Source organism: Georgenia sp. EYE_87, from assembly GCF_023148685.1.
Lineage (GTDB): Bacteria > Actinomycetota > Actinomycetes > Actinomycetales > Actinomycetaceae > Georgenia.
Genome location: NZ_JAHXNL010000013.1, coordinates 1 through 26,424, shown reverse-complemented (window position 1 = coordinate 26,424; position 26,424 = coordinate 1). Strand labels below are relative to the sequence as shown.

General features: G+C 74.4%; 22 protein-coding genes. 15 read left to right on the top strand and 7 right to left on the bottom strand.

Annotated features, from left to right (window positions below; genetic code table 11):
• Positions 1 to 1,359: a glycerophosphoryl diester phosphodiesterase membrane domain-containing protein gene (locus tag KZX45_RS16105; RefSeq protein ID WP_248258774.1), complete on the bottom strand. Its 1,359-nt coding sequence runs from the start codon at positions 1,357 to 1,359 to the stop codon at positions 1 to 3.
• Between the two features lie 137 nt (positions 1,360 to 1,496).
• Between KZX45_RS16105 and mtrA the strand changes: the two genes are divergently transcribed.
• The 11 genes from mtrA to KZX45_RS16050 all read left to right on the top strand — a co-directional run bounded on the left by mtrA (position 1,497) and on the right by KZX45_RS16050 (position 15,674).
• Positions 1,497 to 2,180 carry an MtrAB system response regulator MtrA gene (mtrA, locus tag KZX45_RS16100; RefSeq protein ID WP_248258773.1) on the top strand — a complete coding sequence of 228 codons (684 nt, stop codon included), beginning with the start codon at positions 1,497 to 1,499 and terminating at the stop codon, positions 2,178 to 2,180.
• A 101-nt stretch (positions 2,181 to 2,281) separates the two neighbouring features.
• Positions 2,282 to 3,937, top strand: a complete 1,656-nt coding sequence (gene mtrB / locus KZX45_RS16095; RefSeq protein ID WP_248258772.1) for an MtrAB system histidine kinase MtrB — start codon at positions 2,282 to 2,284, stop codon at positions 3,935 to 3,937.
• Positions 3,934 to 5,634 carry an LpqB family beta-propeller domain-containing protein gene (locus tag KZX45_RS16090; protein ID WP_248258771.1) on the top strand — a complete coding sequence of 567 codons (1,701 nt, stop codon included), beginning with the start codon at positions 3,934 to 3,936 and terminating at the stop codon, positions 5,632 to 5,634. Before mtrB ends, KZX45_RS16090 begins: the two co-directional genes overlap by 4 nt.
• A gap of 132 nt (positions 5,635 to 5,766) precedes the next feature.
• Positions 5,767 to 6,576 (top strand): phosphoribosyltransferase family protein, encoded by an 810-nt coding sequence (locus KZX45_RS16085; protein WP_248258770.1) that lies wholly within the window; start codon positions 5,767 to 5,769, stop codon positions 6,574 to 6,576.
• Between the two features lie 213 nt (positions 6,577 to 6,789).
• The gene (gene hpf, locus KZX45_RS16080) at positions 6,790 to 7,470 is read left to right on the top strand and encodes a ribosome hibernation-promoting factor, HPF/YfiA family (protein ID WP_248258769.1); all 681 of its coding nucleotides are present in this window, start codon (positions 6,790 to 6,792) and stop codon (positions 7,468 to 7,470) included.
• 244 nt (positions 7,471 to 7,714) lie between these two features.
• Positions 7,715 to 8,545, top strand: a complete 831-nt coding sequence (locus tag KZX45_RS16075; RefSeq protein WP_248258768.1) for a DUF72 domain-containing protein — start codon at positions 7,715 to 7,717, stop codon at positions 8,543 to 8,545.
• A complete protein-coding gene (locus KZX45_RS16070; RefSeq protein WP_248258767.1) occupies positions 8,545 to 9,171 on the top strand; it encodes a UdgX family uracil-DNA binding protein in 627 nt (208 codons plus the stop codon). Before KZX45_RS16075 ends, KZX45_RS16070 begins: the two co-directional genes overlap by 1 nt.
• Before the next feature lie 77 nt (positions 9,172 to 9,248).
• The gene (locus KZX45_RS16065; protein WP_248258766.1) at positions 9,249 to 10,544 is read left to right on the top strand and encodes a winged helix-turn-helix domain-containing protein; all 1,296 of its coding nucleotides are present in this window, start codon (positions 9,249 to 9,251) and stop codon (positions 10,542 to 10,544) included.
• Between the two features lie 272 nt (positions 10,545 to 10,816).
• Complete coding sequence (gene secA / locus KZX45_RS16060; RefSeq protein ID WP_248258765.1) at positions 10,817 to 13,627, top strand: preprotein translocase subunit SecA; 2,811 nt, start codon at positions 10,817 to 10,819, stop codon at positions 13,625 to 13,627.
• 182 nt (positions 13,628 to 13,809) lie between these two features.
• A complete protein-coding gene (locus KZX45_RS16055; protein WP_248258764.1) occupies positions 13,810 to 15,003 on the top strand; it encodes an LLM class flavin-dependent oxidoreductase in 1,194 nt (397 codons plus the stop codon).
• Positions 15,004 to 15,056: 53 nt separating this feature from the next.
• Positions 15,057 to 15,674, top strand: coding sequence for an FMN reductase (locus KZX45_RS16050; protein WP_248258763.1), 618 nt, complete (start codon positions 15,057 to 15,059; stop codon positions 15,672 to 15,674).
• A gap of 117 nt (positions 15,675 to 15,791) precedes the next feature.
• On the opposite strand, the gene KZX45_RS16045 is transcribed toward KZX45_RS16050, so the two are convergent.
• Together KZX45_RS16045 and KZX45_RS16040 are read right to left on the bottom strand one after the other, a co-directional pair.
• Positions 15,792 to 16,325 carry an Rv3235 family protein gene (locus tag KZX45_RS16045; RefSeq protein ID WP_248258762.1) on the bottom strand — a complete coding sequence of 178 codons (534 nt, stop codon included), beginning with the start codon at positions 16,323 to 16,325 and terminating at the stop codon, positions 15,792 to 15,794.
• Entirely contained in the window at positions 16,322 to 17,392 is a 1,071-nt protein-coding gene (locus KZX45_RS16040; RefSeq protein WP_248258761.1) for a LysM peptidoglycan-binding domain-containing protein, read from the bottom strand. The genes KZX45_RS16045 and KZX45_RS16040 overlap by 4 nt, the downstream gene beginning before the upstream one ends.
• Before the next feature lie 190 nt (positions 17,393 to 17,582).
• Here KZX45_RS16040 and KZX45_RS16035 point away from each other — a divergent pair, with 190 nt between their 5' ends.
• The gene (locus KZX45_RS16035) at positions 17,583 to 18,101 is read left to right on the top strand and encodes a hypothetical protein (protein WP_248258760.1); all 519 of its coding nucleotides are present in this window, start codon (positions 17,583 to 17,585) and stop codon (positions 18,099 to 18,101) included.
• 114 nt (positions 18,102 to 18,215) lie between these two features.
• On the opposite strand, the gene KZX45_RS16030 is transcribed toward KZX45_RS16035, so the two are convergent.
• The gene (locus tag KZX45_RS16030; protein WP_248258759.1) at positions 18,216 to 18,428 is read right to left on the bottom strand and encodes a helix-turn-helix domain-containing protein; all 213 of its coding nucleotides are present in this window, start codon (positions 18,426 to 18,428) and stop codon (positions 18,216 to 18,218) included.
• 99 nt (positions 18,429 to 18,527) lie between these two features.
• Between KZX45_RS16030 and KZX45_RS16025 the strand changes: the two genes are divergently transcribed.
• The 3 genes from KZX45_RS16025 to KZX45_RS16015 are packed head-to-tail and all read left to right on the top strand — an operon-like array spanning position 18,528 to position 21,224.
• Positions 18,528 to 19,265 (top strand): hypothetical protein, encoded by a 738-nt coding sequence (locus KZX45_RS16025; RefSeq protein ID WP_248258758.1) that lies wholly within the window; start codon positions 18,528 to 18,530, stop codon positions 19,263 to 19,265.
• Positions 19,262 to 20,728 (top strand): hypothetical protein, encoded by a 1,467-nt coding sequence (locus KZX45_RS16020; RefSeq protein ID WP_248258757.1) that lies wholly within the window; start codon positions 19,262 to 19,264, stop codon positions 20,726 to 20,728. The genes KZX45_RS16025 and KZX45_RS16020 overlap by 4 nt, the downstream gene beginning before the upstream one ends.
• A gap of 22 nt (positions 20,729 to 20,750) precedes the next feature.
• Positions 20,751 to 21,224 (top strand): hypothetical protein, encoded by a 474-nt coding sequence (locus KZX45_RS16015; RefSeq protein ID WP_248258756.1) that lies wholly within the window; start codon positions 20,751 to 20,753, stop codon positions 21,222 to 21,224.
• Between the two features lie 23 nt (positions 21,225 to 21,247).
• Here the strand turns inward: KZX45_RS16015 and KZX45_RS16010 are convergent, their stop codons facing one another.
• Genes KZX45_RS16010 through KZX45_RS16000 form a run of 3 tightly spaced genes read right to left on the bottom strand, consistent with a single transcriptional unit; the run spans position 21,248 to position 26,149 of the window.
• Entirely contained in the window at positions 21,248 to 24,289 is a 3,042-nt protein-coding gene (locus KZX45_RS16010) for an AAA family ATPase (RefSeq protein WP_248258755.1), read from the bottom strand.
• Positions 24,289 to 25,494: an exonuclease SbcCD subunit D C-terminal domain-containing protein gene (locus KZX45_RS16005; protein WP_248258754.1), complete on the bottom strand. Its 1,206-nt coding sequence runs from the start codon at positions 25,492 to 25,494 to the stop codon at positions 24,289 to 24,291. The genes KZX45_RS16010 and KZX45_RS16005 overlap by 1 nt, the downstream gene beginning before the upstream one ends.
• 58 nt (positions 25,495 to 25,552) lie before the next feature.
• Positions 25,553 to 26,149, bottom strand: a complete 597-nt coding sequence (locus KZX45_RS16000; protein ID WP_248258753.1) for a DUF1992 domain-containing protein — start codon at positions 26,147 to 26,149, stop codon at positions 25,553 to 25,555.
• Between the last annotated feature and the right edge of the window lie 275 nt (positions 26,150 to 26,424).

Sequence of the window (26,424 nt, the reverse complement as noted above, 5' to 3'; positions counted from 1 at the left end):
TCAGCGGACCTCCGCCGCGCGGGCGAGCTCGACGTCGAGGCCCTCCTTGCGCATCCGCACGTCGATGTACACCAGGGCCAGGACGGCCGCGAGGAACGGCGTCGTCAGGGCGGAGAGCAGCACCTGCAGCACCGTCGAGACGACCAGGGTGACCACGATGGCGGTCATCTCGTCGCCGATGAAGGCCATGCCCACGGTGACGGGGATCATCAGCGCGTAGGAGATGACGCTGATGATGATCAGGGCCAGCGCGAGCGAGCCGAAGATGCGCCAGAAGTGGCCGCGCGTCAGCGACCACGAGCGTCTCAGGGACTCGACCACGCCCGTGCGCTCCAGCATCAGCGCCGGTGCGGCCAGCGTCAGACGCACGGCGAAGAAGGCCATGCCGACCAGCGCGGCGACCACGAGCACGAAGATCACCAGCGCGACCAGGACGGGTGCGGAGTCGCCGAACGCCGCGACGGCGCCGCCGCCCAGAAGCGTCGCGACCACGGCCAGCCCGACGACGACCACCACCCAGCCGACGCCGAGCAGCAGCGTGAGGCCGACCAGTCGCCAGACCTGCCCCTTCGCGTTCGCCCACACCTCCCCGGCCGTGGCCACCCGGCCGATGACCGACTGGCTGACGGAGATGATGAGGATCGCGGTGAGGACGATGGAGGCGATGTAGACGCCCACCGCGGTGGCGAGGCCACCGACCACGCTGCCGGCGCCGAGTGCGGCCATGGACTCCGGCGAGGCCGTCGGGTCGAGCAGCGGGAGCGCCCCGCCGATCAGCAGGCCGAGGACGACGGCCTCGATGACCGCCGTGGCCCCCATGACCAGCAGGGACAGCCCGAACATCACCTTCGGGTTGGCGCGGATGGCGCGGAAGCCGCCGTCGAGGATCTCGCCCACGTTGAGCGGGCGCAGCGGGACGATGCCGGGCTGCGCGGCGCCGCCGAAGCCGCGCGGCACGCGCTGCGCGTCGGCCGAGCCGTACTGCCCGTAGACCGGGGCCGACGGCGGGGGCGCGGCTCCCCACCCGCCCGGCTGCCCGCCCCACGGCGCCTGCTGGCCCGCGGACCACCCGTCGGGCCGGGCCTGCTGGCCGTTCCCTGTGTACTGCCCCTGGGCGGGGGGCGACGGGGGGCCGTACAGCCCGTGCCCGCCGTACTGCCCGTACTGCCCGTACTCGCCGTGCTGCACGGGGCCGTGGGCCGGCGGGACGCCGTACTGGCCGTAGTGGTTGTACTGGTCTGACTGGTCGCCGCCGGGGGGTGCGGCGTACCGACCGTCGCCCCACGGGTCGGGCTGTCCCGCTCCGGCGGGAGCGGCGGCCTCGTCCGGCCGCGGCTGCCGGCCCTCGTCGCTCGACATGGACTGCCTCTCTGCGGGACCCTCGCCCCACCCCCGGTGGTTGCAACCGGGCACATCGTCGCACGACCGCGTGCGCGCGCGGCCAGGATGCGGCACGCCTGTGCAGTTCCTGGTCGCGGGGGTGGGAACATAGGGGCATGACTGCCCGACTCCTCGTGGTCGACGACGACACCGCCCTGGCCGAGATGATCGGCATCGTGCTCGAGGCCGAGGGCTTCGACACGGTCTTCTGCGCCGACGGCGCGCTGGCGCCGGAGATGTTCCGTGCCGAGCAGCCCGACCTCGTCCTCCTCGACCTGATGCTCCCCGGCCTGGACGGCATCCAGATCTGCCGCATGATCCGCTCCGAGTCCGACGTCCCCATCGTCATGCTGACGGCCAAGTCCGACACGATCGACGTCGTCGCCGGGCTCGAGGCGGGGGCCGACGACTACATCGCCAAGCCGTTCAAGCCCAAGGAGCTCGTCGCCCGGGTGCGCGCGCGCCTGCGCCGCCAGGAGGACACCGAGCCGGAGCGCCTGCGCATCGGGGACCTCGAGATCGACGTCGCCGGCCACGAGGTCTCCCGCGACGGCCAGGTCATCGCCCTCACGCCGCTCGAGTTCGACCTGATCGTCGCGCTCGCGCGCAAGCCGTGGCAGGTGTTCACCCGTGAGGTGCTGCTCGAGCAGGTGTGGGGCTACCGGCACGCCGCCGACACCCGGCTCGTCAACGTCCACGTCCAGCGTCTGCGCGCCAAGGTCGAGCGGGACCCCGAGCACCCCGAGGTCGTCGTGACCGTCCGTGGCGTGGGTTACCGGGCGGGGGCACCTCAGGGGTGAGCGCCGACGTCGGAGGTCGGCCGCCGGCCGTCGGGGGACCGGGGGCCGGGTCCGTGCCGCACCCCGCGGGGCCGGCGACGACGTACCGGCCCCGTTCGCGCGTGCGGCTGCGGATCCGTCTGCGCCGCAAGTTCCTTCAGCTGCTCCGCCGGTGGCGCTCGTCCCTGACGGTCCGCGTCGTCGCCAGCACGGTGGTCGGCGGGCTTCTCGCGCTCGCGGTCATCGGTGGGGTGCTCACGCTGCAGATCCGCGACGGCCTCTACGACGAGCGCGTCGGGCAGATGCTGGAGGAGGCGGCCCTGCGCCGTCAGGACGCCCAGGAGACCTTCGACTCCGCGACGGCGACCACCAGCCAGCAGGTGCAGTCGGTGGCGAACGGCTGGATCCGCTCCGTGGACACGGCCGGCTCGGGCGCCGTGGGCGCCCTGCTGATCCGTTCCCCCGGCGAGACCTCCGCGGTGACCATCGCCGACCCGGGCACGAACACCGGCATCGACCTGCGGGCGCTGGTCAGCCCCGAGATGCGGGCCGCCGTCGCCGCGGACGGCGGCCAGCACTGGCAGCCGGTCAGGCTGCCCGGCCAGACCGGGGACGCCCCCGGCATCGTCGTCGGCTCCCCGGTCACCCTCCCCGCGGCCGGCGCGTACGAGATGTACCTCGTCTACACGCTCGGCCCGGAGGAGGAGACGATCTCCCTGGTGCTGCGGGTGCTTGCGGTCGGCGCCGTCGCCCTCGTGGTGCTCCTCGGCGGCATGACGTGGGTGATCACCCGCTGGGTGCTGCGGCCGGTCAAGCAGGCCGCGTTCACGGCGGAGAAGCTGGCCGACGGCATGCTCGACGAACGCATGGACGTGCGCGGGCGCGACGAGCTGGCCCTGCTCGGGCAGTCCTTCAACGAGATGGCCGCCTCGCTGCAGCGCCAGATCGAGCGGATGGAAGAGCTCTCGCGGCTGCAGCAGCGCTTCGTCTCCGACGTCTCCCACGAGCTGCGCACGCCGCTGACCACGATCCGCATGGCGGGCGAGCTGATCCACGACGCCAAGGACTCCTTCGACCCCGCGGTCCGGCGCTCCGCCGAGCTGCTGCACGCCCAGCTCGACCGGTTCGAGTCCATGCTCGCCGACCTGCTGGAGATCTCCCGCTTCGACGCCGGCGCCGCCGTCCTCGACGTCGAGGAGCGGGACGTGCGCGACCTGGTCACGCGCGTGGTCGAGATCAACGCGATCCTCGCCGACGCCAAGGGCTCCGAGGTGCGGGTGCACGCGCCGGACCGGCCGTGCACCGCCGACGTCGACCCGCGGCGGGTGGAGCGCGTACTGCGTAACCTCCTCTCCAACGCGATCGAGCACGGCGAGGGCCGGCCCATCGACATCACCATCGGGATGAACGCCTCCACCGTCGCCGTGCGGGTGCTCGACCACGGCGTCGGCATGGACGAGGAGGCCGCGGAGCACGTGTTCGACAGGTTCTGGCGCGCCGACCCGGCTCGCGCCCGCACCACCGGCGGGACCGGCCTCGGCCTGGCGATCTCCATGGAGGACGCCCGGTTGCACGGCGGCACCCTGCAGGCCTGGGGGCGCCCCGGGGTCGGTGCCGCGTTCCTCCTCGCGCTGCCGCGGCGGGCCGGGGCGGTGGCCGGTCGGTCACCCGTCCCGATCTCCCCCGAGCTGGAGGACCGCTCCGTCACGACGACGCACGAGCTCACCGGCTCCGGCGGCCCGGCGGCCCTGCCGAGGCTGACGGAGGACGCCCGATGACCACCGCCGCCGCTCGCCTGCCCCGCGCCGTGCTCGCGCTGCTGGTCCTCGCGCTCGCCCTCGCCGGCTGCGCCGCCCTGCCCCGCTCCGGCCCGGTCACCGCCTCGGACCCCGACCTCCCCGCCCCCCAGGGCATCGGGTTCTTCGCGAGCGGCCCGCAGCCGGGGGCCTCCCCGGAGGAGATCGTCGACGGGTTCCTCACCGCGTCCTGGGCCGGATACTCCGACGGCTTCGTCGTCGCCCGCGAGTTCCTCGCCGGCCCCGCGGTCGGCACCTGGCAGCCGCTGGAGCAGGTCCGCATCTACTCCGACGCGCCGGCCCCGCAGTACAGCCGTGCCGGCGACGGCGGGGTCAGGCTCAGCGTCACCGCGGAGGCGTCCCTGGACTCCGCGGGCCGCTACAGCGAGGCCGCCCCCGGGACGACGATCCAGGCGGACTTCACCCTGGCCCGCGACGGCGAGGGCGAGTGGCGCATCATCGAGCTCGACGACGGCGTGCTTCTCCCGGCGGCCAACTTCCAGTCCGTCTACAACCAGAGCTCGGTGTACTTCCTGACCCCCGACCTCAGCGCCCTCGTCCCCGAGGTGCGCTGGTTCCCCCAGGAGAACCTTGCGACGTCGCTGGTGCGGGCGCTGCTCGAGGGGCCCTCGTCGTGGCTGGCCCCGGGCGTGCGAACGACGGTCCCGGTGGGCACGCGGATGACGGTGGAGTCGGTCCAGGTCGCGGAGGGCGTCGCGCGCGTGGACCTCTCGGCGGACCTCCTGGCGGCGGAGGCCGAGGCGCGGTCGCTGCTGTATGCCCAGATGGAGCGGACCCTCCAGCACGACCCGGACGTCCACGACGTGGAGATCACCGCGGCGGGCGCGCCGTTCGAGCTCGAGGAGCCGGTGCCGGACCTGCCGGTCTACCCCTACGTGCCCAACCCGATGACGGTGATCAGCGACGGCACGCTCGCCGACGTGATCGGCGGCGAGGTCGTCCCCCGGCCGGGGAGCGAGCAGCTGGCGCAGCTGTCGCCGCACGACCCGGCGGTGGGCTACGAGACGACCGCGCCCACCACCGTGCTCCTGGACGGGCCCGACCGTCTCGTCTCCGCGCCCGCCGGCGACGCGCAGCCGTTCGTCCTGGTCGAGGGCACCGACCTCGTGGCCCCGTCCGTGGATCGGCACGGGTGGGCCTGGACCACCCCCGCGCGCGCGGACGGGCGGTTCCGTGCCGTGCACCCGGGCGGCGAGTTCGTGGACGTCGACGCACCGTGGCTGCAGAACGGCACCGTGCGGGCCCTGCGCCTCTCCCGGGAGGCCGCTCGCGTGGTGGTGGTGTGGGAGGTGGCCGGCACCCCGGTGCTGGACGTCGCAGCCGTGGTGCGCGACGCGGACGGCACGCCGCGCGCGCTCGCCGAGCCGGTGCGGTTCGGGGAGCGACTCACCGACGCGGTGGACGTGGCCTGGATCGACGAGAGCACCGTCGCGGTGCTGGGCACCACCCAGGCCGAGCCGGTCCCCAGCGTGCACCTGCTGCCGCTGGGCGGGCCGGCCACGCGGCTGCCGACGGTCGACGGAGCGGTCTCGCTCACCGCGGGCCGCGGCGACAGGTCCCTGGTGGTGGCCACGGAGGACGGGCGGCTGTACGAGCGCAACGGCGCCGGCTGGCGGGCCTGGCTCGGCCCGGTGTCGGACCCGGCCCTGCCGGGCTGACCGTGCTGCCCGGCCGCCACACTTCCCGGCTGACAGTCCCGTCCGGCTGACCGTCCACACGCTGGGCCGCGCCTCCACAGCGTGGCCCGGCGCTCTCGGGCGTCCCGGTGGGCGTCCGGCAGCATGCCCCGTGTGGATGTTCGTGCCGCGCTCGCCGAGGCCGCCGGCCTGGTGCTGCCAGTGGAGTGCGCCGGGTGCGGCCGTTGGGACGTGGTGCTGTGCGACCGGTGCGGGGAGCTGCTGCGACGCCCGCCCGCGCGCTGCGAGGAGGATGCCGCCCTGCTCGCCGGCGGTGGCACGCTGCCCGTGCTGCCCACCTGGTCGCTCGGCGCCTACCGCGGCCCGCTGCGCGCGATCGTGCTCGGCTGGAAGAACCACCGCCGCCGGGACGTCGCCCCTGCCGTCCTGGCCGCGGCCCGCGCGGCGGCACGCACCTGGTCCGGCGACGAGGACCTGCTCGATCTCCTCCGGCCCGGGGAGCCCCCGCCCGGCGCGACGGCGACCGGGAACGACCAGGTCGAGGTCGCCGTCGTCCCGGCTCCCTCCGGGTGGCGCCGCAGGCTCGCCCGACGGCTGGTGGTGGCCGACCTCGCCGACGCCGTCGCCCGTGGCCTGGCCGCCGGCTGGCGCGACGGCCCGCCGCCCGGCCTCCGGGTCGGCCGGGTCGTGGTCGCGGACCTGCTGCGGCGGCGCGGCGGACGCGCCCACCAGGCCGGCATCGGCGCACGGGGCCGCGTCGCGAACCGGGACGGCACCGTCGTCGCCCTGGCCTCCCTGCCCCCGCGCACCGTCGCCGTCCTCGTGGACGACGTCGTCACCACGGGCGCCACGCTGGCCGCCAGCGCGGCCGCCCTGCGGGCCCGGGGCACCCCCGTCGTCGGCGCCCTCACGCTGGCGTCCACCCCCTCGCCCGCACGCCACCGCAGGGCTCCGACGCTCTAGGACCTTGGACGTGTCACTCCACGGCAATTGCGACTAGCGTGAGGTCATGGAGGACACGTTCGGACTGCAGGACACGCGCGAAGCGGCGCGGACCCGGTCCGGCCCGGGGGAGGTGGTCACTCATTCCTTCGCCCGCGGCTGAGTGCGGGCACCAACGAAGTCGATCGGGGGCGACTGTCGCCCCCGTGTTCCCCAGGACCTAGGGAGGCCACCATGGAGATCGTCGTCAAGGGCCGCAACACCGAGATCACCGACCGGTTCCGCACCCACGTGGAGGACAAGCTCACGAAGATCGAGCAGTTCGCCCCACGCGCGCAGCGGGTCGAGGTCGAGCTGACTCACGAGCGCAACCCGCGCCAGGCGGACCAGGCGGAGAAGATCGAGATCACCGTGCGTGACAAGGGACCGGTGATCCGTGCGGAAGCCAAGGCCTCAGACTTCTACGGCGCCCTGGACGTCGCCGCGGGCAAGCTGCTCGAGCGCCTGCGCCGCACGCGCGACCGACGGAAGGATCACCACCGCTACGCCACCCCGGCACCGGTCGAGGCCCCCGTCCTGACGACGCGGGAGGCGGACGAGGACCAGCCGCCGGAGCGCCCGGTCCCGCCCACCGAGCCGGGACAGAGCGTGGAGGCCCAGCTGGGCGACTCGCCCGTCGTCGTGCGCCAGAAGCTGCACGAGGCGCGGCCCATGACCGTGGACCAGGCGCTGTACGAGATGGAGCTCGTCGGCCACCCCTTCTTCCTCTTCATCGACGACGAGACCGGCCAGCCCTGCGTGGTCTACCACCGCCACGGCTGGACGTACGGGGTCATCCGCCTCGACACGGTCGTCGCCGGGACCGAGGCCACGAACCACGTCACCGAGCCGATCGCCGCGGGCGCGAACCGCTGAGCCGACCGGGGCCCACCGTCGCCGCGCGACGGTGGGCCCCGCCATGTCCGGGCACCGATCGCGCCGTGCGCCCGGCTCGCGTCCGGCGCCCGGCTCGCGCCGTGCGCCCGGCTCGCGCCGTGCGCCCGGCTCGCGCCGTGCGCCCGGCTCGCGTTCCGCGCCCCGGCTCGCGTCCGCGCCCGGCCCGGGCCGCCGCTCCCCGCCCGCCTCGCCGCGCGGGAGCACCGCTCCTAGACTCCGGCAGATGACGGTCCGGGTCGGCATCTCGGGGTGGCGGTACCGCCCGTGGCGCGGCACCTTCTACCCGAAGGGTCTGGTGCAGCGCCGGGAGCTGGAGTACGTCGCCGAGCGCCTGCGCACGGTCGAGATCAACGGGTCGTTCTACTCGCTGCAGCGGCCCGACAGCTTCCGCGCCTGGTACGACCAGACGCCGCCGGACTTCGTCTTCGCCGTCAAGGGCGGCCGCTTCATCACGCACATGAAGAAGCTCGCCGGCGTCGAGACCGCGCTCGCCAACTTCTTCGCCTCAGGCGTCCTCGCGCTGCGGGACAAGCTCGGCCCGGTGCTCTGGCAGCTGCCGCCCAACCTCGGCTTCGAGGCCGGGCGGCTCGACGACTTCCTCGGCAGGCTGCCCCGCAGCACCTCGGCGGCCGCCCGCCTCGCCGAGGGGCACGATGACCGGCTCAAGGCGCCCGCCTGGACCGACCCGGGCGAGGACCGGCCGCTGCGGCACGCCGTGGAGGTCCGGCACGAGAGCTTCCGCGACCGCGCCTTCCTCGAGCTGCTGCGCGCGCACGGCGTCGCCGTCGTCGTGGCGGACACCGCGGGGCGGTGGCCGCTGATCGAGGAGGCCACCGCGGACTTCATGTACGTGCGGCTCCACGGGGACGTCGAGCTGTACGTCAGCGGCTACGACGACGCCGCCCTCGACGCCTGGGCGGCGCGCGTGCGCCGCTGGCACGAGGGCGGCCGGGACGTCTACGTGTACTTCGACAACGACGTGAAGGTCCGGGCGCCCGTCGACGCCATCGCGCTCGCCGGACGGCTCGCGGACCTCGAGCGGACGGAGGTGTGATGGCCACCGGACCCGAGCGGCCGGGCGCGCAGCGGTGGGTGCCGCCCGCGGGAGACGTCGACGCGTTGCGCCGGGCCGCCCCCGGCTGCCGCGGCTGCGAGCTGTGGGCCGGCGCGACCCAGGTGGTGTTCTCCGTCGGCTCCGAGCGGGCACGGATCGTGCTGGTGGGGGAGCAGCCCGGGGACCGGGAGGACCGGACCGGCGAGCCGTTCGTCGGCCCGGCCGGCGACGTCCTCGCTGACGCACTAACCGCCGCCGGCATCGAGCGCACCGCCGTCTACCTCACCAACGCCGTCAAGCACTTCCGGTTCACCGAGCGTGGCAGGCGGCGCATCCACAAGACCCCGGGCGTCGCCCACGTCGAGGCCTGCCGCCCCTGGCTCGAGGCCGAGCTCGCGGCCGTGGGCCCGGCCATGATCGTCTGCCTCGGCGCGACCGCCGCCCGCGCGGTGCTGGGACGGGAGGTCCGCGTCGGGGAGGTCCGGGGACGGGCGCTCGAGGGCGGGGCCGGAGCCCGGGTCGTCGTCACGACCCATCCCTCGGCGGTGCTCCGCCTGCGTGGGAAGCCCGGCTGGGACGAGGCCTTCGACGCGCTGGTGGAGGACCTGCGGGCCGCGGCGGGATAGGCGGCCGCGGTCGTGAGCCTGGTGAGCGACGGTGCGGGCGGGCGGCGGTGTGGGTGGGGCACGGCAGGATGGTGGCCGTGAGCCCCGCCGAGGACGTCGCCGCCGCCCGGCCCTTCGCCACCCTGACCGCCGGCCAGGCCCGGCGCGTCGCCGTGGCCGCACAGGGGCTCGACCGCCCCCGGCCGGCCCCGGGCACGGCGACCATGGCCCATCTTCAGCGGGTGGTCGACCGGGTCGGCCTGCTCCAGATCGACTCCGTCAACGTCCTCGCCCGCGCCCACCTGCTGCCAGTGTTCTCCCGGCTCGGTCCGTACGACACCGCGCTCCTCGACCGCGCCAGCGGCCGGGCGCCGCGCAGGCTCGTGGAGTACTGGGCCCACGAGGCGTCCTACGTGCCGCCGCGCACCTACCAGCTGCTGCGCTGGCGGATGGAGCAGCACCGGGAGCGGAACCACTGGGGGCGGGAGCTTGCGCTCCACCCCGGCCTGGTCGAGGCCGTGCGCGGCCTCGTCGCCGACCACGGCCCGGTCACCGCGAGCGAGCTGCACGCCCTGCTCGGGCACGAGACCGGCCCCAAAGAGCACTGGGGCTGGAACTGGACCCCCGCGAAGCACGCGCTGGAGCACCTCTTCGAGGTCGGCGAGGTGACGACCGCGCACCGCAACAGCCAGTTCGAGCGCGCCTACGACCTCACCGAACGGGTGCTGCCGTCCGCCGTCCTCGCCGCACCCGTGCCCGCCGAGGACGACGCCGTGCGCGAGCTCGTGCGCATCGGCGCCCGCGCCCACGGTGTTGGGTCCGTCCGGTGCCTCGCCGACTACTTCCGGCTGCGCACGGACCGCGCGGCCCGCGCGGTGGCCGAGCTGGTGGAGACCGGTGAACTCCTCCCGGTGCGGGTGAACGGCTGGAACCGCGCCGCCTACCTCCATGCCGGCGCCCGCGTCCCGCGCCGCACGACGGCGCGCGCCCTCCTCGCTCCCTTCGACCCGCTGGTCTTCGAGCGCCGCCGGCTCCTGGACCTGTGGGGAATGCACTACCGGATCGGGATCTACACCCCGCCCGCCCGGCGCACGCACGGCTACTACGTGCTGCCGTTCCTGCTCGGCGAGCACCTTGTCGCCCGCGTCGACCTCAAGGCCGAGCGCCGCGAGGGTGTGCTGCGGGTCCGCGCGGCGCACGCCGAGCTCCCCGACGACGTCCCCGGCCTCCCCCGGACCGGGGCGGGCGCCTGGCCGGCGCGGGACGTCGTCGTCGTGAACCTCGCGGCCGAGCTCGGCGAGATGGCGGCCTGGCTCGGGCTGGGCGACGTCGTCGTCGACCCCGACGCCGGCGGGGACCTGGTGGGTGACCTGGCCCGCCGCGCGCCACCCTGACCCGCACGCCCGCACGCCCGCACGCCCGCACACGCCCGCCCCTCGAGCGGCGGGGCCCTCGGCGCCCGCCTCCCCCCGGTGGGGTCGTCGGCGCCCGCCCCTCGACCGGCGTGGCCGTCCAGGCCCGCCTGTGCCGTCCGGGCCAGCCCTTGCGGGGACCGTGCGCGCACGTCGGGAACGGCTGCGCCTACGATGGTCCCGGGTGCGCCCTGCCGTGGGTGGCCCCCGCCGTGGTGGACGCCGCGGCGGAGACGAACGATCAGGAGTGCTGCGTGCCTGCGATCCTCGACAAGATCCTCCGGATGGGCGAGGGACGCGTCCTCAAGAAGCTCTCCGCCATGGCGGCCCAGGTGGACGCCCTTGAGGACTCCTTCTCGTCCCTCTCCGACGCCGAGCTGCGCGAGGAGACCGACCGCTACCGGGCCCGCCTGGCGGACGGGGAGTCGCTCGACGACCTGCTCCCCGAGGCGTTCGCCACCGTGCGGGAGGCGTCCTCGCGGACCCTGGGTCAGCGCCACTACACCGTCCAGGTGATGGGCGGCGCCGCGCTGCACCTGGGCAACATCGCCGAGATGAAGACCGGTGAGGGCAAGACGCTCGTGGCCACCCTGCCCAGCTACCTCAACGCGTTGACGGGCAAGGGCGTGCACGTCGTCACCGTCAACGACTACCTGGCCGGCTACCAGGCCGAGCTGATGGGGCGGGTGTACCGCTTCCTCGGGATGACCACCGGGACAGTGCTCTCCGGGCAGACGCCGGACGAGCGCCGCGCCCAGTACGCCGCCGACATCACGTACGGCACGAACAACGAGTTCGGGTTCGACTACCTGCGCGACAACATGGCGTGGTCGGTCGAGGAGCTGGTCCAGCGCGGCCACCACTTCGCCATCGTCGACGAGGTCGACTCGATCCTCATCGACGAGGCCCGCACGCCGCTGATCATCTCCGGGCCCGCCTCCGGCGACGTGAACAAGTGGTACGCCGAGTTCGCGCGCCTCGTCACCCGCCTCCAGCCCGACGAGGACTACGAGGTCGACGAGAAGAAGCGCACGATCGGCGTGCTCGAGCCCGGCATCGAGAAGGTGGAGGACTACCTCGGGATCGAGAACCTCTACGAGTCTCTCAACACCCCGCTGATCGGCTTCCTGAACAACGCCGTCAAGGCCAAGGAGCTGTTCAAGCGCGACAAGGACTACATCGTCAAGAACGGCGAGGTCCTCATCGTCGACGAGCACACCGGGCGCGTGCTGGCCGGGCGTCGCTACAACGAGGGCATGCACCAGGCGATCGAGGCGAAGGAGGGCGTGGCCATCAAGGCCGAGAACCAGACCCTCGCCACGATCACCCTGCAGAACTACTTCCGCCTCTACGACAAGCTCTCCGGCATGACCGGTACCGCCGAGACCGAGGCGGCCGAGTTCTCCAGCACCTACAAGATCGGCGTCGTCCCGATCCCGACGAACCGGCCGATGCAGCGCATCGACCAGTCGGACTACATCTACAAGGGCGTCAAGCAGAAGTACGCCGCCATCGTCGAGGACATCGCCGAGCGGCACGAGAAGGGCCAGCCGGTGCTCGTGGGAACCACGAGCGTCGAGAAGTCCGAGCTGCTCTCCTCGCTGCTGAAGAAGAAGGGCGTCCCGCACCAGGTGCTCAACGCCAAGCAGCACGAGCGGGAGGCCGCCGTCGTCGCCATGGCCGGTCGCAAGGGCGCCGTCACGGTCGCGACCAACATGGCCGGGCGCGGTACCGACATCATGCTGGGCGGCAACGCCGAGTTCATCGCGATCGCCGCGCTGAAGGAGCGCGGGCTCGACCCGTCGGAGACGCCGGAGGAGTACGAGGCCGCGTGGCCCGAGGCTCTCACGGCCGCGAGGGAGGCGGTCGCGGCGGAGCACAACGAGGTCGTCGAGCTGGGCGGGCTGTACGTCCTGGGGACCGAGCGGCACGAGTCCCGCCGGATCGACAACCAGCTCCGCGGCCGCTCCGGCCGTCAGGGGGACCCGGGGGAGTCGCGGTTCTACCTCTCCCTCGAGGACGACCTCATGCGGCTGTTCAACTCCGGGCTGGCCATGCGCGTCATGGACTCCGCCTCCTACCCGGACGACATGCCGCTCGAGCACAAGTTCGTCTCCAAGGGCATCCAGAGCGCCCAGGGCCAGATCGAGGCCCGCAACTTCGAGATCCGCAAGAACGTCCTGAAGTACGACGACGTGCTCTCGCGTCAGCGCACGGTCGTGTACGAGGAGCGCCGCCGGGTCCTCGAGGGCGAGGACCTCGAGGACCAGATCAAGAGCTTCATGGACGACGTCGTGACCGGGCTCGTGGGCGAGTACACCGCCGCGGGCACGCCCGAGAGCTGGGACCTCGACGGGCTGTGGAACGAGCTGCGGAACACCTACCCCGTCTCCATCACCCCGGAGGACATCGTCGCCGAGGCCGGGAACGCCACCCGTGTGTCGGCGGAGATGCTGATCGAGGAGCTCCAGTCCGACATGCGCCTGTCCTACGAGGCTCGTGAGAGCGAGCTCGGCGAGGACGTCATGCGCCAGCTGGAGCGCCGGGTGGTGCTCTCGGTGCTGGACCGCAAGTGGCGTGAGCACCTCTACGAGATGGACTATCTCAAGGAGGGCATCGGGCTGCGGGCGATGGCTCAGCGCGACCCTCTCGTCGAGTACCAGCGCGAGGGCTACCAGCTGTTCCAGGCGATGAACGAGGCCATCAAGGAGGAGTCGGTCCGCTACCTGTTCAACCTCGAGGTCAAGCCGCCCGAGGAGCGGGAGGCCCCGGCCGGGCCCGTCGTCACGGCGTCCTCGGCGGCGACGACGGCGGCGGGCGCCGCGGTCGGTGCCACGGCTCGCAAGGCCGCCCCGGCGGCCGCCGCGCCAGCTGTCGAGCCGGACCTCCTCGGGCTCGAGGCGCCCGAGCGGCCCACCAGGCTCAGCTACTCCGCGTCGGCCCTGGACGGGAACCCGACGTCCGGCCCGGCCGTCGTCGCGGCCGAGCAGGACGGCGAGTCCGCCGGCGCGCAGAACCGCGAGGCCCGGCGGGCCGCCGCGAAGGCGGCGCGGAAGCAGAGCTGACGGTGACGACATGACGCACGACGAAGGCCCGCTCCTGCTCCGCAGGGCGGGCCTCCGCCGTCGTCCGCGGCGAGCTGTGTCGGAGGCCACGCCGCGATGCCACCGAGACGGAATAGAGACCTTGGTCCTGCTGTTGGGACCGATGTACATGCAAATGCATCAACCATCCGAGAGGTCGCACCATGCAGTTCGGAATCTTCACGGTCAGTGACGTCACGACTGACCCGACGACCGGGCGCACGCCCGACGACACCGAGCGGGTGCGGGCGATCCTGAGGATCGCGCAGCACGCGGACCAGGCAGGGCTGGACGTCTTCGCCACGGGTGAGCACCACAACCCGCCGTTCGTGGCGTCCTCGCCGACGACGATGCTGGGCTACCTCGTCGGGACGACGCAGAACATCGTCCTGTCGACCGCGACGACGCTGATCACCACGAACGACCCGGTGAAGATCGCCGAGGACTACGCGATGCTCCAGGTGATCTCGGACGGCCGGATGGACCTGATGATGGGGCGCGGGAACACCGGCCCGGTCTACCCCTGGTTCGGCAAGGACATCCGGCAGGGCATCAACCTCGCGATCGAGAACTACGCGCTCCTGCGCCGGCTGTGGGAGGAGGAGGTGGTGAACTGGCAGGGCAAGTTCCGCACCCCGCTGCAGGGCTTCACCGCCACCCCGCGCCCGCTCGACGGCGTCCCGCCGTTCGTCTGGCACGGCTCGATCCGCTCGCCGGAGATCGCCGAGCAGGCGGCCTACTACGGCGACGGGTTCTTCCACAACAACATCTTCTGGCCGATGTCGCACACGAAGCGGATGGTGAGCTACTACCGTCAGCGCTTCGAGCACTACGGGCACGGCCAGGCGGACCAGGCGATCGTCGGCCTGGGCGGGCAGTTCTTCGCCCGCAAGAACTCCCAGGACGCCAAGGCCGAGTTCCGCCCGTACTTCGACAATGCGCCGGTCTACGGCCACGGGCCCTCCATGGAGGACTTCACCGCCGAGACGCCGCTGACGGTCGGCTCCCCGCAGGAGATCATCGACCGCTACGCCGCGATGCGCGAGGAGGTCGGGGACTACCAGCGCCAGCTGTTCCTCATCGACCACGCCGGCCTGCCGCTGAAGACCGTGCTGGAGCAGATCGACATCCTCGCCGAGGAGATCGTCCCCGCGCTGCGCAAGGAGAACGACGCCAAGCGCCCCGCGCACGTGCCGTCCGACCCGCCCAGCCACGCCGACCGGGTCGCCAAGGCCCGCCAGGCGGGCACCTCGACCGGCGGCCACGTCGCCGGCGAGGACAAGTGGACCGGCAAGACCGCCGAGGACGACGCCGCCGCCGCGGACGCCGTGACCAAGGGAGCGGCGTTCGGGCTCTGAGCCCGGCCGCCCCGCGACGTGCACGACACCGACCTGAGTAACGAGGAGAACGTATGAGCGAGCGCACCATCGTGGCCGTCTCGGCGGGGCTGGGCCAGCCGTCGTCGACCCGGCTGCTGGCGGACCGGCTGTCCGAGGCCGCCGTCGCCGAGCTTCAGGCCCGTGGCGTCAGCGCCACCGTGGAGAACGTCGAGCTGCGCGACGTGGCCCACGAGATCGTCAACGCCATGCTCACCGGGTTCCCCACCGGCGCGCTGCGCGAGGTGCTGGAGAAGGTGACCGCGGCGGACGGGCTGGTGCTCGTCACCCCGTTGTTCACCACCACCTACTCGGGGCTGTTCAAGTCCTTCGTCGACATCCTCGACAAGGACTCGCTGACCGACATGCCGATCCTGCTGGGCGCCACCGGCGGTACCCCGCGCCACTCCCTGGCGCTGGAGTACTCCGTCCGGCCGTTGTTCACCTACCTGCGCGCCGACGTCGCGACCACCTCGGTCTTCGCCGCCACCGACGACTGGGCGGGCGAGGCGGACACCGTCAACCCGCTGCCCTCGCGCATCCGCCGCGCCGGGCGCGAGCTCGCGGAGAAGGTCGCCGCCCGGCAGAACGCCGGCCTCGCCGACCTCTACGACGACGTCCCGTCCTTCGACCAGATGTTCAAGGGGCTCTGACGCGGATCGCCGCTTCGGGTGCCTGAGGCCACATCCCCGCGGGGGTGTGGCCTTCGGTCTTCCCGAGCCGTGCGGGCCTGCCCCGGACCACGGCTGACGCCGCCGTACGCGACCCGCTCAGCCGATCTCGAGCGCGGTGGCACGCCAGCGGCCGCGCCGAACCTCGAGGCGGACCGCCGCCGCGCGGAGGTGGTTGCCGTCGTGCACCACCACGGAGGCCTCGACGACGCCGGGCACGATCTGGCAGACATGCACGCGCCTGACCATCGCCCGCCGTGCGACGGCTGGGCGCCCGAGGATCCGGACCGCCAGTCCGGCCCGACGCGCCAGGGACTCGTAGAGCTCGGCCGACAGCCAGCGCGCGAGCTGCGCCGACGGGCGGAGCCCGCACAACGCCTCCACCGCCGAACGGACGAGGGCCCCCGCCCACTGGCCCGGGTCGGGCAGGCCGTCGAGGTCCACGGGCTCGTCCGCGTGGTCGTGGTCCGCGGCGTTCGACGTCGTCGCCGGCCCTGCGAACCGTACCCGGTCCCAGGGGTGCGCGACCGACGTGCGCGGCGCAGCGGCGATGCCCGGACCGTGCGTGGGCGTCCGGACGCCGGCTCGCGTCCTGCCCGGGACCGGTGGACGGGTCAGGGTGGTGGTGCTCATGATGCCTCCTCGTCGGGGACGTGCAGCAGCTGGCCGGGATGGATGACGTGCGGGTTCGGGCCGATCTGGAGGCGGTTGGCGCGGTACCACTCGGGCCACGCCTGCGCCACCTCCGCCGTCGTGGCGTGCTCGCCCTGATGCGCGGCGGCGACGGACCACAGCGAGTCGCCCGGGCGCACCCGGTAGGTGCCGGCGTCGCTCGGTGAGTCGTGCTCGTCGGCGAGCGCGGGGGTACGTGCCGCCGCCGCGGGTGAGGGAGGGGATTCGGGAATGCCGGGGCCGGAGCTTGCACGGGGCGTCGGTTCGCCCAGGCTCGTGCCGGGCGCACCCGCTGGATGGCCTGTGCCGGGCGCACCCGTGGCATGACTGGTGACGGCACCCGTGGCATGACTGGTGCGGGCCGCTTCCAGGGCGACCCGGGCGGCCTCGCCGGCCGCCTCTGCGGTCGTCACGGCGTCGTGCGCGGGGGCCGTGCCGCCGACCTCGTCGTCAGTGGCGGCTGAACCGCCTGGAGCGCCGGACGGTCGCCGGAGCGGCGGCACGGCGCCCGCGCCGCCGTCCGCTTCCACAGCGATCGGAAGGCTCGATCGGGCGGCCTCGCCGAGTTGCGCCCCGACCTCGGCCGGCTGCTCGGAGACGACGTCGGCGCCCCAGCCGAGATCCTCCGGCAGGCCCGGCTCGGCGCCTGCCGTCGACGCCCCCGCCGCACCGACAGACAGACTCAGCCCGGCGCCGGCGGCGACCGTCGTGAGCACCGCCCGGCGCAGGACCGGGAAGCCCCATCGCCGCACGGTGCGCTCCAGGCCCGACGTCGTCGCACCGGCGGCCCGTCCCAGACGGATCACGAGGGCCAGCCCGCAGGTCAGGGCGTACCAGGCCGCTGCCGCGCACCCGGTCCAGAGCAGCAGGACGGCGACGGCGTCGGGCACGTCCGCCGCGCGTCCCGGGGAGTCTGCGAGGGCGACGCCGGCGGCAAGCGCACGGCCTGCGAGCCAGGAGCTCAGTGCGACGGTGGCGACGAGGCTGACCAGCGGGCCCAGACCTGTGCCCGGCATGTCATCGCGCATGATTGCCCCCAGTGTTGCTTGATCATGTCGTTTGATGATGCTTGATGCATCACGACGTAGGTTTACTGGAGCCCGGCCGGATCTGTAAACCCCGTCGTGCGCGTCTGTGGACGCCGGGGCCGCTGCCTCCCGTCCGGGCGCCCGGCGGTGCGAGCGATATCCGTTCTGGGACGTCCGGTACCGTGCGCTCATGCGGTGGGAAGCGCTGTTCGAGGACCTGCAGGGTCAGCTGGAGGCGGCGGAGCGCGCGGACGACGAGATGCTCGTCGCCGAGCTCGCCGAGGCGGAGATGGGCGGGACGGTGCTCGCCGACCGGTTGCGGGCGCAGCTCGGGCAGGACGTTCGGCTGCGTCTGCGCTCGGGCGCCGACCTGGCGGGGCGGATCCTGGACGCGGCGCCGCAGTGGCTGCTGCTGGGGGACGACCGTGAGCGACGGCTCCTCGTCCCCGTCGAGGCGGTGCAGGCCGCATGGCCGCTCGGACCCGTGGCGCCCGAGGCGGGAACGGTGGAGCGTCGGCTGCGCATCACGCACGTGCTGCGCGCGCTGGCCCGGGAGGGGGCGCCCGTCCGGGTGTCGTGCGACGCCGGGGACTACACCGGCTGGCTCACCCGGGTGGGGTCGGACCACGTGGATCTGCGCCCGGAGGCGTCGGGGTCGGGGACGATCACGGTGGCACTGGCGGCCGTGACGCTCGTCAGCACCGCCTGAGCTGTCAGTCCGCGGCGCGCTGAGCCGTCAGTTCGTGCGCTGAGCCGTCAGTCCGTGGCGCGCCTGTCTGAGCGCAGGCCGACGGAGAGGGGACGTCAACGAAGACGCGACCCGTCAGCCGTTCTGCTCGGCCTGGATCCGGGCGCGGGTGCGTGCGTACTGCTCCTGGATGTACTCCTCCAGCGCGGAGGCCTCGACCCGCCACTGGTTGCGTCCGCCGACCTGGATGGCCCGCAGCTCCCCGGAGCGCACGAGGACCCGGACCTGGGCGACGGAGACCGCCAGCTCCTCGGCCACGTCCGCGAGGGTCAGGAATCGCTGCGCCATGGCCCCATCATCGCACCACCCGCTCCGGACGCGGTGGCACCAGAGGCTTCCTGTGGACGGACTCCTCCGGCAATATGCTGCCGACGGCACGATGGGGTCGTGAGCAAGCAGGGGGCGTGGATGAACACGGAAGAGCTGCCGCAGGCGCGTCGACTGCGTCGTCCGACCTGGCGGGACCCGCGCCTCGGCGTGGGCGTCCTGCTCGTGGCCGCGGCGGTGGCGCTGGGCACCTGGGCGGTCCGGGACGCCGCCGCCACCGTGCAGGTGTACGCCGCCGGCGAGGCCCTGACGCCGGGCGACCCCGTGGAGGCGGACGTGCTGAGCGTCCGCGAGGTGCGCCTGGGCGAGGACGAAGGGCTGTACCACCTCGTCGCGGACGGTGTCCCGGACGGCGCCGTGGTCACCAGGACCGTCGGCGCCGGCGAGCTGGTGCCCAGGTCGGCAGTCGGTGACGCCGCCTCGGTGGACCTGCGGCCCGTCGTCGTGCCGCTGGGCCTCGCGGTCCCCGCCGATCTGGCTGCGGGCGCCGTCGTCGACCTGTGGCTCGCCCCTCCCGCCCCGATCGGCGGCGTCGGGCAGTCCGCCGCGGCAGCGCCCGAGCCGGCGCTCCTCGCGGCCGAGCTGGTCGTCGCGGAGGTCGTCGAGGACGACTCCGTGCTCAGCGGCGCCACGGGAACCTCCGTCGAGCTCCTGGTCCCGCGCCTCGACCTGCCCGACGTCCTGGCCGCAGTCTCCACCGACGGGCAGCTGGTCGCCGTACCGACCTTCGTCGGAGCCGGCGCAGCCACGGCGGACCAGGAGGCGGCCGCCGTGGACGAGAAGGGGGACGCGACGTGAGCGTCGGGGTCCTGCTCGCGCTCGACGGCCAGGTGGAGAGCGAGGTCGTGAGGCTGCTGGACTCCCCGGGCTCGGGCGTGCGAGTGGTGCGCCGGTGCGCCGACGTCCCTGAGGTGCTCGCCGCCGCGGCTGCGGGGCTGGGCGCGGTCGCCGTGCTCGACGCCGAGATGCCGGGGGTGGACCGGGCGGTCGTGGCGCGACTCCGGGACGCCGGGGTGCGCACGGTTCTCGTCGCCGCGGCGGACCAGGTGGAGCGGTGCACGGCGCTGGGCCCGGACCGGGTGGAGCCGGCGACGACGGGTGCTGCGGCGCTGGCGGACACGGTCACCGCGCTCGCACGTCGGACGCCCGCGCCCGAGGAGGACGTGGTGGCGAGCCCGGGCAGCGCTCCACCCACGGAACGGGACGAGCCCGCGGCGAGGGGCCGACGAGCGGCGCGCCGCGCCGCCACGGCCGGTGCCGCGGTCACCGGCTGGCCCGACGCCCCGGGCGGTGAAGCCGCCCCTCCACCGGGCGGCGCGAGCCTCGGTGAGCCCCCTCCTGTCCCGGGTGGCGAGGGAGCGGGCGAGGGGCTTCCCGGCGCAGCGGCCGCCGACGGCGGTGGGCGCGCGGGCCCGCCGGGCCGGCTGGTCGCGATCTGGGGGCCGCCCGGGGCGCCCGGTCGGACCACCCTGGCCGTCACGCTGGCCGCCGAGCTTGCCGCCCTCTCCGGCCCCGTGGTGCTCGTCGACGCCGACACCGAAGCCCCGTCGGTGACGCAGGTTCTGGGCATCCTGGACGACTCCTCGGCCGTGGCCGCGGTGTCGCGCCAGGCGCTCAACGGCCGCCTCGACACGGCCACGCTCACCCGGCTGTGCCCCGTCGTGGACGGCAACATCCATGTGATGACCGGGCTCACCCGCGCGGACCGGTGGCGCGAGCTGCCGCCGTCGGCGCTCGAGGTGGTCTGGGACGTTGCCCGTGCGGCGGCCCCGTGGACGGTGGTCGACACCGGCGCGACGCTGGACGAGGACCACGACGGGTCGTTCGGTCCCCGTCGGCACCAGGCGACCTCCTCGGCGCTGGCCGCCGCCGACGTCGTCGTGGTGGTCGGGGCGGGAGAGCCGGTGGGGATGCGTCGGCTCGTGATGGCTCTCGGCGAGCTGACCGACGCCGACGTCATGGGCCCCGGCGCCCGCCGGGTGGTCGTGGTGAACCGGGTGCGCGCCTCCGCGGCGGGGTCCGCCCCGGCGCAGTCGGTCCACGAGGCGCTCGCCCGCTTCGCGGGTGTGGCCGATGCGCTCGTCGTGCCCGACGACCGCCCTGCCCTCGACAGGGCGGTGCTCCAGGGCCGCACCCTCACCCAGGTCGCGCCGACCTCACCGGCGCGGCGGGCGGTCGAACAGCTCGCGCAGCGGCTCAGCAGCGAGCGTCCGCGGCGTGTCAGGCGGCGCGGCATAGCACTGCCCGTCCTCGTCCGCTGAACCGCCTGACACACTGACCCCCATGCGCCTCTACCTCCCCGCGACCGCCACCGATCTGCACGATCCCGCCGGGATCGCACCGCGCTGGGGCCACGCGGTGACACCCGCGCTGCGCGCCGAGCTGCCGGACGAGGACGAGGAGGGGCTGGAGATGACCGCCACGCTCGCCGCCGCGGACGAGTCCGTGCGGCTGATCGCCGCCGACGGGTCCGTACCGCGTCGCGTCGTGGTGGTCGCCGACGTCGCCGACGCAGCCGTCCAGGTGCCTGAGGTCCTGGGTGAGGAACAGCTGCCCACGGCCGTGGAGCTCGTGAGCACGGTGCCCTGGGGCGATGTCGTCGCGCTCCACGTCGACGAGCCGGAGGCCGCCGACGACGTCCGGGCGGCGGCGTCCGGCGACGACGACGCGCTCGAGCGCGCGGCCGAGCGGGACCTGCTCTGGTACGACGTCGTGGAGCTGGCCGACCTGCGCGCCGAGCTGGCGGCCGAGCGCTAGGTAGACAGCTGCGGCCGCGCCGCTCAGCAGCGAACTGTGAGTGTCGAGGCCCCCGACGGCAGCCGGCGGACCTCGATCCGCTCCGGGATGCGGTCCTTGAGGTCGGCGACGTGCGACACGATGCCGACCGAGCGTCCGCCCTCGCGGAGGCGCCCGAGCTCGGTCATCACGGCGTCGAGCGTGCCGGGGTCGAGCGATCCGAATCCCTCGTCCACGAACAGCGTCCCGAGCTCGACCCCACCAGCCTCCGAGCGCACGACGTCGGCCAGTCCCAGCGCCAGGCACAGGGAGACGTAGAAGGTCTCGCCGCCGGAGAGCGTGTGCGGGTCGCGGGGGACGTCGGTGACGTGGTCGCGCACCCGTAGCCCGAGCCCGGCCTTGCGGGACCGCTGCCCGCCCTCCCGCTCGTCGATGCGCTCAAGGGTGTACCGCCCGTCCGACATCAGCGACAGCCGGTCGTTCGCGGCGGCCACGACGTCCTCGAAGCGGCGCAGGAGCACGTAGGTCGCGAGCGTCGTGTCGATCGTGTTGCCCTCTCCGGCGGTGGCGAGCGCCGCGGCCCGGAGCACCGGCGCCGCGCGCCGCGCGCCCTCGGCGTGGGCGGCGAGCGCGCCGAGCAGCTCGTCGGCCGCCTCGCGGGTCTGGCGGCACCGGAGGTCCGCCTCGCTCGCGGCGCCGGCGGCCCGGGTCAGGGCGGCCATGGCTGCGGCGTGGGCGGCCTGTGCCCCGGGGACGTCGGCGGCCTCTGCGCCGGTGAGCGCGGCGATCTCCTCCTCGGCGAGCCCGGCAGCCACCCGGGCGACGTCGTTGCGGTGCCGTTGGACCCGCTGGTCCAGCACGCGTTGCTCGTCGGCGGGCAGCACCGCGGCGCGTGCGGCCTCGGCGTCCGGGAACCCGGCGTCCGCGAGCGCCGTCTCCAGCCTGTCCTCGGCCTCCCGGTGGGCCTCCTGTGCGGCGAGGAGCTCCGTGGTCGCCTCGAGCAACGCGCGGGCGTTACGGGCACGGCCGCGCAGCTCCTCCGCGCGCGCGGCCACCGACGCGGCGGCGCCCCGGCCCTGCGCGCACCGTGCCTCGTCCGTGGCGAGCTGATGCACCAGGTGCTCGCACCGTTCGCGCAGCGAAGCTGCCGTCGACCGGTGCTCGGCGAGGCGCTCCTGCAGCGACGCCGTCTCGCGTTCGTGGTCGGAGAGCTCCTGCTCGAGCACCGCGTTGCGCACGATGGCGGCCTCGGCGGCCGCGAGCTCCGACTCGGCGGTCGCGAGCCTGACCCGCGCCTCGGCAGCGGCGAGGCCGCCCGCGGCCTCGCGCAGTGCCGCGGCCTTCTCGGCGAGCGCGGCCAGGAGCGCACGGGCCCGGGTGAGCTCCGCGTCGGCGTCCTCCCGAGCCGCCGTGGCCGCCGCGACCTCGTCGTCGGTGGCGTGCTCGGGCGTGGGCCGGGCGGGATGCGGGTGGTCGGTGGCACCGCAGACGGCGCACGGCTGGCCGGGCACGAGCCGGCCGGCGAGCGCGCCCGCCATCCCGGCGACCCAACGGAGCCGGACGGCGTGCTCCGCGTCGAGCGCGGCGGCGGCCCGGCCGGCGACCGCGGTGAGGGTTCGTTCGGCGACAGCGACCTGGCTCGCCGTGGCCTCGGCGCCGGTGGCCGCGGTCAGGCACTCGCGGGCGCGGCGGGTCTGGGCGAGCGCCCGCTCACGGCCTGCCCCGGCGTCGCGGTACTGGTCCAGCGCCTCCTCGAGGGCCTGGCGGGCGGCAGGGCGTGCGGCGACGGCGGCCTCGAGCTCGCCGGCCCGGTCTCTCGCCCGGTCGGCCGCACGGTGCGCGGCCTCGACCTCGGACCGGCGCCGCGGAAGGTCGGCCTCGAGGTCGACGAGCTGGGCGAGGGCGCCGAGCGCCGTGGTGGCGGCGTCGTGCCCGTCCCGCAGGTCGTCGGGTCCGCGCAGCTCCGTCAGGTCCTGGTGCGGCCCTGTGCGGATCTCCTCGATCAGACGGCCGCGGTGACCGGCGGCCCGGGAGACGCGGGCGGCCGCACGCTCGTGAGCCTCCAGGACCGGGACGACGCCCGCCGCGACCCGTGCCAGCTCCAGCCGCTCGGCGTCGGCCCGCACCGCCGTGTCGGCGGTCTGCAGCGTGCGATGCTCGACGAGCAGCGCGCCACGCCGGCGCAGGCGTTCGGCGAGGTTCCGCTCGGCGTCGAGCCGCTCTCGCGCCGTCGCCTCGACCACGGCGGCGGCCGCCCGCGCGTGCGCCGCCTCCTCGGCGCGGGAGTCGGCCCGCGCGCAGGCCTCCTCGGCCGTGGTGGTCAGCGCGGCAGCGTCCAGCTCGGCGGCCCGCTCGAGCACCACCTCCCGGGAGACCGGCGCCGAGGCGGCGTCCACGTCCTCGGGCGCGGCCGGCTCCAGGCACGCCGCGAAGGTGGAGGCGGCTGCCGTGACCTCCGTCGTCGCGCGGTCGAGGTCGGTGCGGGCGATGCGGGCCATCTCGGCCAGCCGTTTCTGGAGCCGGTCGTAGATCTCGGTGCCGAACACGTCCTGCAGGACGGTACGGCGGTCCTCCGGCCTCGCCCGCAGGAAGGAGGCGAACTGGCCCTGGGGCAGGACGACGGTCTGGGTGAACTGGGCACGGTCGAGCACCACGATGCGCCCGAGCTCGGTGCCGACCTCCTGCACGTGGGCGGAGACAGGCTCGCCCTCGTCCTCGACGTGGCCGAGGCGCCACAGCTTGGCGCGCGCGTTCTGCGTCGTGGTGCCGCCTCCGCGCTTCTTGAGCCGCTCGTACCTCGGGGAGCGCCACACGCGGTAGATACCGGCCCCGGTGGAGAAGGTCAGCTCGACGAAGGGCTCGGCGTCCGGAGCGGCGTGGTCGGAGTGCAGACGGTCGTCCGAGGACTCCCCGCCGGCGACGCCTCCGTAGAGGGCGAAGACCACCGCGTCGATGATCGTGGACTTGCCGGCGCCAGTGGGCCCCTCGAGGAGGAACAACCCGTTGGCGGAGAGCGAGTCGACGTCGATGGTGTGCTTCCCCGGGAACGGCCCGACGGCCTGCAGGGTGAGCCGGTGGATGCGCATCAGGCGCTCCTCTCCGCAGCGAGGACGGACTCGTAGGCCGCGCGGACCACCGCGAGCTCGTCGGGACGGGCGGGTCGGCCGCCGGCGGCCTCGAGGAACTGGGCGGCGACCTCCAGCGGGTCCTGCTGCGGCCCGACGGCGGACGCCGCGGACCGGGCACGGGCCTGCGCGGGGGAGTGCTGGACGACGAGGGCGTGCGGGAACCGGCGGGCGACCTGCGCCCACATCTGCTCGGGCCGGACGTCGTCCGTCACCGTCACCCGCAGCCAGTGGTCGACGAGGTGGTCGAACGCGCGCCCTGTCAGCTCCTCCAGCGTGCCGGTCGCGTCGGCGAGGCGACGCGCCACCGGGGCCTCGACCAGCTCGACCTCGCGCACGCCCCGGGGCCCCAGCTCGACCAGGGCGGTGGACTTGCGGTGGTTGGCCTCGGAGAAGGAGAAGGCGATCGGTGAGCCGGCGTAGCGCATCACCGGGTCGAGGCCCTCGCGACCCACCCGCTGCGGGCCGTGCAGGTGCCCCAGCGCCACGTAGTCCAGCTCGTCGGGCGCGCCGAAGACGCCCGAGGGAACCTGGTCCACACCGCCCACGCGGATGTCCCGCTCCGACTCGCTCGCGGCCCCGCCGGTGACGAAGGCGTGAGCGACCAGGACGGCCGGGACCCGGCTGCTGCCGTCGGCGCGGCGCCGAACGAGGTCGCCGCGGACGCGGCGGAGGGCCGCCGCGGTCACCGCCTCGTGCGAGCGGGCGGGACGGACGGGCGCGCCGTCGTCGTCCGGCTCGGCGAGCGCGTCCCGCGTGAGGTCAGGGTCGAGGTAGGGCAGGGCGTAGACGAGCGCGCCCGAGGAGCCGTCGCGGTCGGGCAGCTCGACCGGCTCGGTGATGCCCGCCACCCGCGAACGGACGGCGAGGCGGTCCCGGAAGAGCCCGGCGCCGAAACCGAGGCGCGTCGCGGAGTCGTGGTTGCCGGGGGTGAGCACGACGCGGGTGTGCTCGGTCAGCCGGGCCAGCGTCTGCGACAGCAGCTCGACCGACTCGACCGGGGGGATCGCGCGGTCGTAGACGTCCCCGGCGACCAGCACGGCGTCAACCCGCTCGGCGCGCACGACCTCGACGAGGTGGTCGAGGAACGCGGCGTGGTGCGCCGTGAGGTCGACCCCGTGGAGGGTGCGCCCCAGGTGCCAGTCCGAGGTGTGCAGGATCCGCATGGTGCCGAACGTATCCCCGGCCACCGACATCGCCGTGGAACCGGGGCAGGCGTGCCCCTCAAACGTCGCGCCCGGGCGCGTCGTGCCAGCGCCGGCGCAGCAGGCGCCGCCACCACGGTCCGGGCGGCGCGGCGGCCCCGCCGGTGCAGGCCAGCTCGTCGGGGCGCGCGCCGTCGTTCCCGGGTTGGTCGAGGCGTGCGTCGTCGGGCGCCCCGTCGTCAGGCGCCCCGTCGTCGGGCCCGGGCGACGGCGGAGCCTCCCGGACGGCGCGCCAGGCGGCGACCACGACGTCGGGGTCGGCGGGCACGACGGGCACCACGGGGCCGGTGGGCGTGCGGATCCAGGCCGCCACGCGCAGGTTCACCTCCCGCACCGCCTCGCGCACGGCCGCCTCGGTGGGCAGGTCGCGGACGGTCTCCGGAAGCGCGGCGACCTCCTTGCGCAGCAGCAGAGCGGGCGGGAGCAGGACGTCGGCGGGCAGGTCCTCGCTGCGGATCTTCTGCCTGACCCACCAGTCCTCGTCGAGCGGGCCGGTGTCCGGCAGCGGCTTGCCGGCGCCCGGCAGGTCGTCGAACTCGCCCCGTTCCTGGGCGGCGCGGATCAGCTGGTCGACCCAGTTGCCGACCGGCACGTCGTCAGGCCTGCGCTCGATCATCCGTGCCATTGTCGCGCCCGGGAGGTGCTCAGTCAGCATGGAACGGCCGGCCCGTTTCGCATCTCGCGTGGGTCATCCACTCTGGAGCGGAAGGTGCCACATACGAAGGAGCCGGTCGTCATGTCCAGTGTGCAGGAGCGTCGGGACCTGATCCACCTCGGTCTGGATGTTCACAAGAAAACAATCTCTGTCGCGGTGCTCGAGCCTGGCCGGGAAGAGCCCTCGACGTCGTCGATCTCCTCCGATCCCGACGCCGTGGCGCGCCTGATCGCGAG

What these genes read in the sequence shown, in the direction of transcription:
- KZX45_RS16105 (WP_248258774.1), bottom strand. Translation starts at nt 1,359, where the DNA reads ATGTCGAGCGACGAGGGCCGGCAGCCGCGGCCGGACGAGGCCGCCGCT.
- mtrA (WP_248258773.1), top strand. Translation starts at nt 1,497, where the DNA reads ATGACTGCCCGACTCCTCGTGGTCGACGACGACACCGCCCTGGCCGAG.
- KZX45_RS16090 (WP_248258771.1), top strand. Translation starts at nt 3,934, where the DNA reads ATGACCACCGCCGCCGCTCGCCTGCCCCGCGCCGTGCTCGCGCTGCTG.
- hpf (WP_248258769.1), top strand. Translation starts at nt 6,790, where the DNA reads ATGGAGATCGTCGTCAAGGGCCGCAACACCGAGATCACCGACCGGTTC.
- KZX45_RS16075 (WP_248258768.1), top strand. Translation starts at nt 7,715, where the DNA reads ATGACGGTCCGGGTCGGCATCTCGGGGTGGCGGTACCGCCCGTGGCGC.
- KZX45_RS16070 (WP_248258767.1), top strand. Translation starts at nt 8,545, where the DNA reads ATGGCCACCGGACCCGAGCGGCCGGGCGCGCAGCGGTGGGTGCCGCCC.
- KZX45_RS16055 (WP_248258764.1), top strand. Translation starts at nt 13,810, where the DNA reads ATGCAGTTCGGAATCTTCACGGTCAGTGACGTCACGACTGACCCGACG.
- KZX45_RS16050 (WP_248258763.1), top strand. Translation starts at nt 15,057, where the DNA reads ATGAGCGAGCGCACCATCGTGGCCGTCTCGGCGGGGCTGGGCCAGCCG.
- KZX45_RS16045 (WP_248258762.1), bottom strand. Translation starts at nt 16,325, where the DNA reads ATGAGCACCACCACCCTGACCCGTCCACCGGTCCCGGGCAGGACGCGA.
- KZX45_RS16040 (WP_248258761.1), bottom strand. Translation starts at nt 17,392, where the DNA reads ATGCGCGATGACATGCCGGGCACAGGTCTGGGCCCGCTGGTCAGCCTC.
- KZX45_RS16035 (WP_248258760.1), top strand. Translation starts at nt 17,583, where the DNA reads ATGCGGTGGGAAGCGCTGTTCGAGGACCTGCAGGGTCAGCTGGAGGCG.
- KZX45_RS16030 (WP_248258759.1), bottom strand. Translation starts at nt 18,428, where the DNA reads ATGGCGCAGCGATTCCTGACCCTCGCGGACGTGGCCGAGGAGCTGGCG.
- KZX45_RS16015 (WP_248258756.1), top strand. Translation starts at nt 20,751, where the DNA reads ATGCGCCTCTACCTCCCCGCGACCGCCACCGATCTGCACGATCCCGCC.
- KZX45_RS16010 (WP_248258755.1), bottom strand. Translation starts at nt 24,289, where the DNA reads ATGCGCATCCACCGGCTCACCCTGCAGGCCGTCGGGCCGTTCCCGGGG.
- KZX45_RS16005 (WP_248258754.1), bottom strand. Translation starts at nt 25,494, where the DNA reads ATGCGGATCCTGCACACCTCGGACTGGCACCTGGGGCGCACCCTCCAC.
- KZX45_RS16000 (WP_248258753.1), bottom strand. Translation starts at nt 26,149, where the DNA reads ATGATCGAGCGCAGGCCTGACGACGTGCCGGTCGGCAACTGGGTCGAC.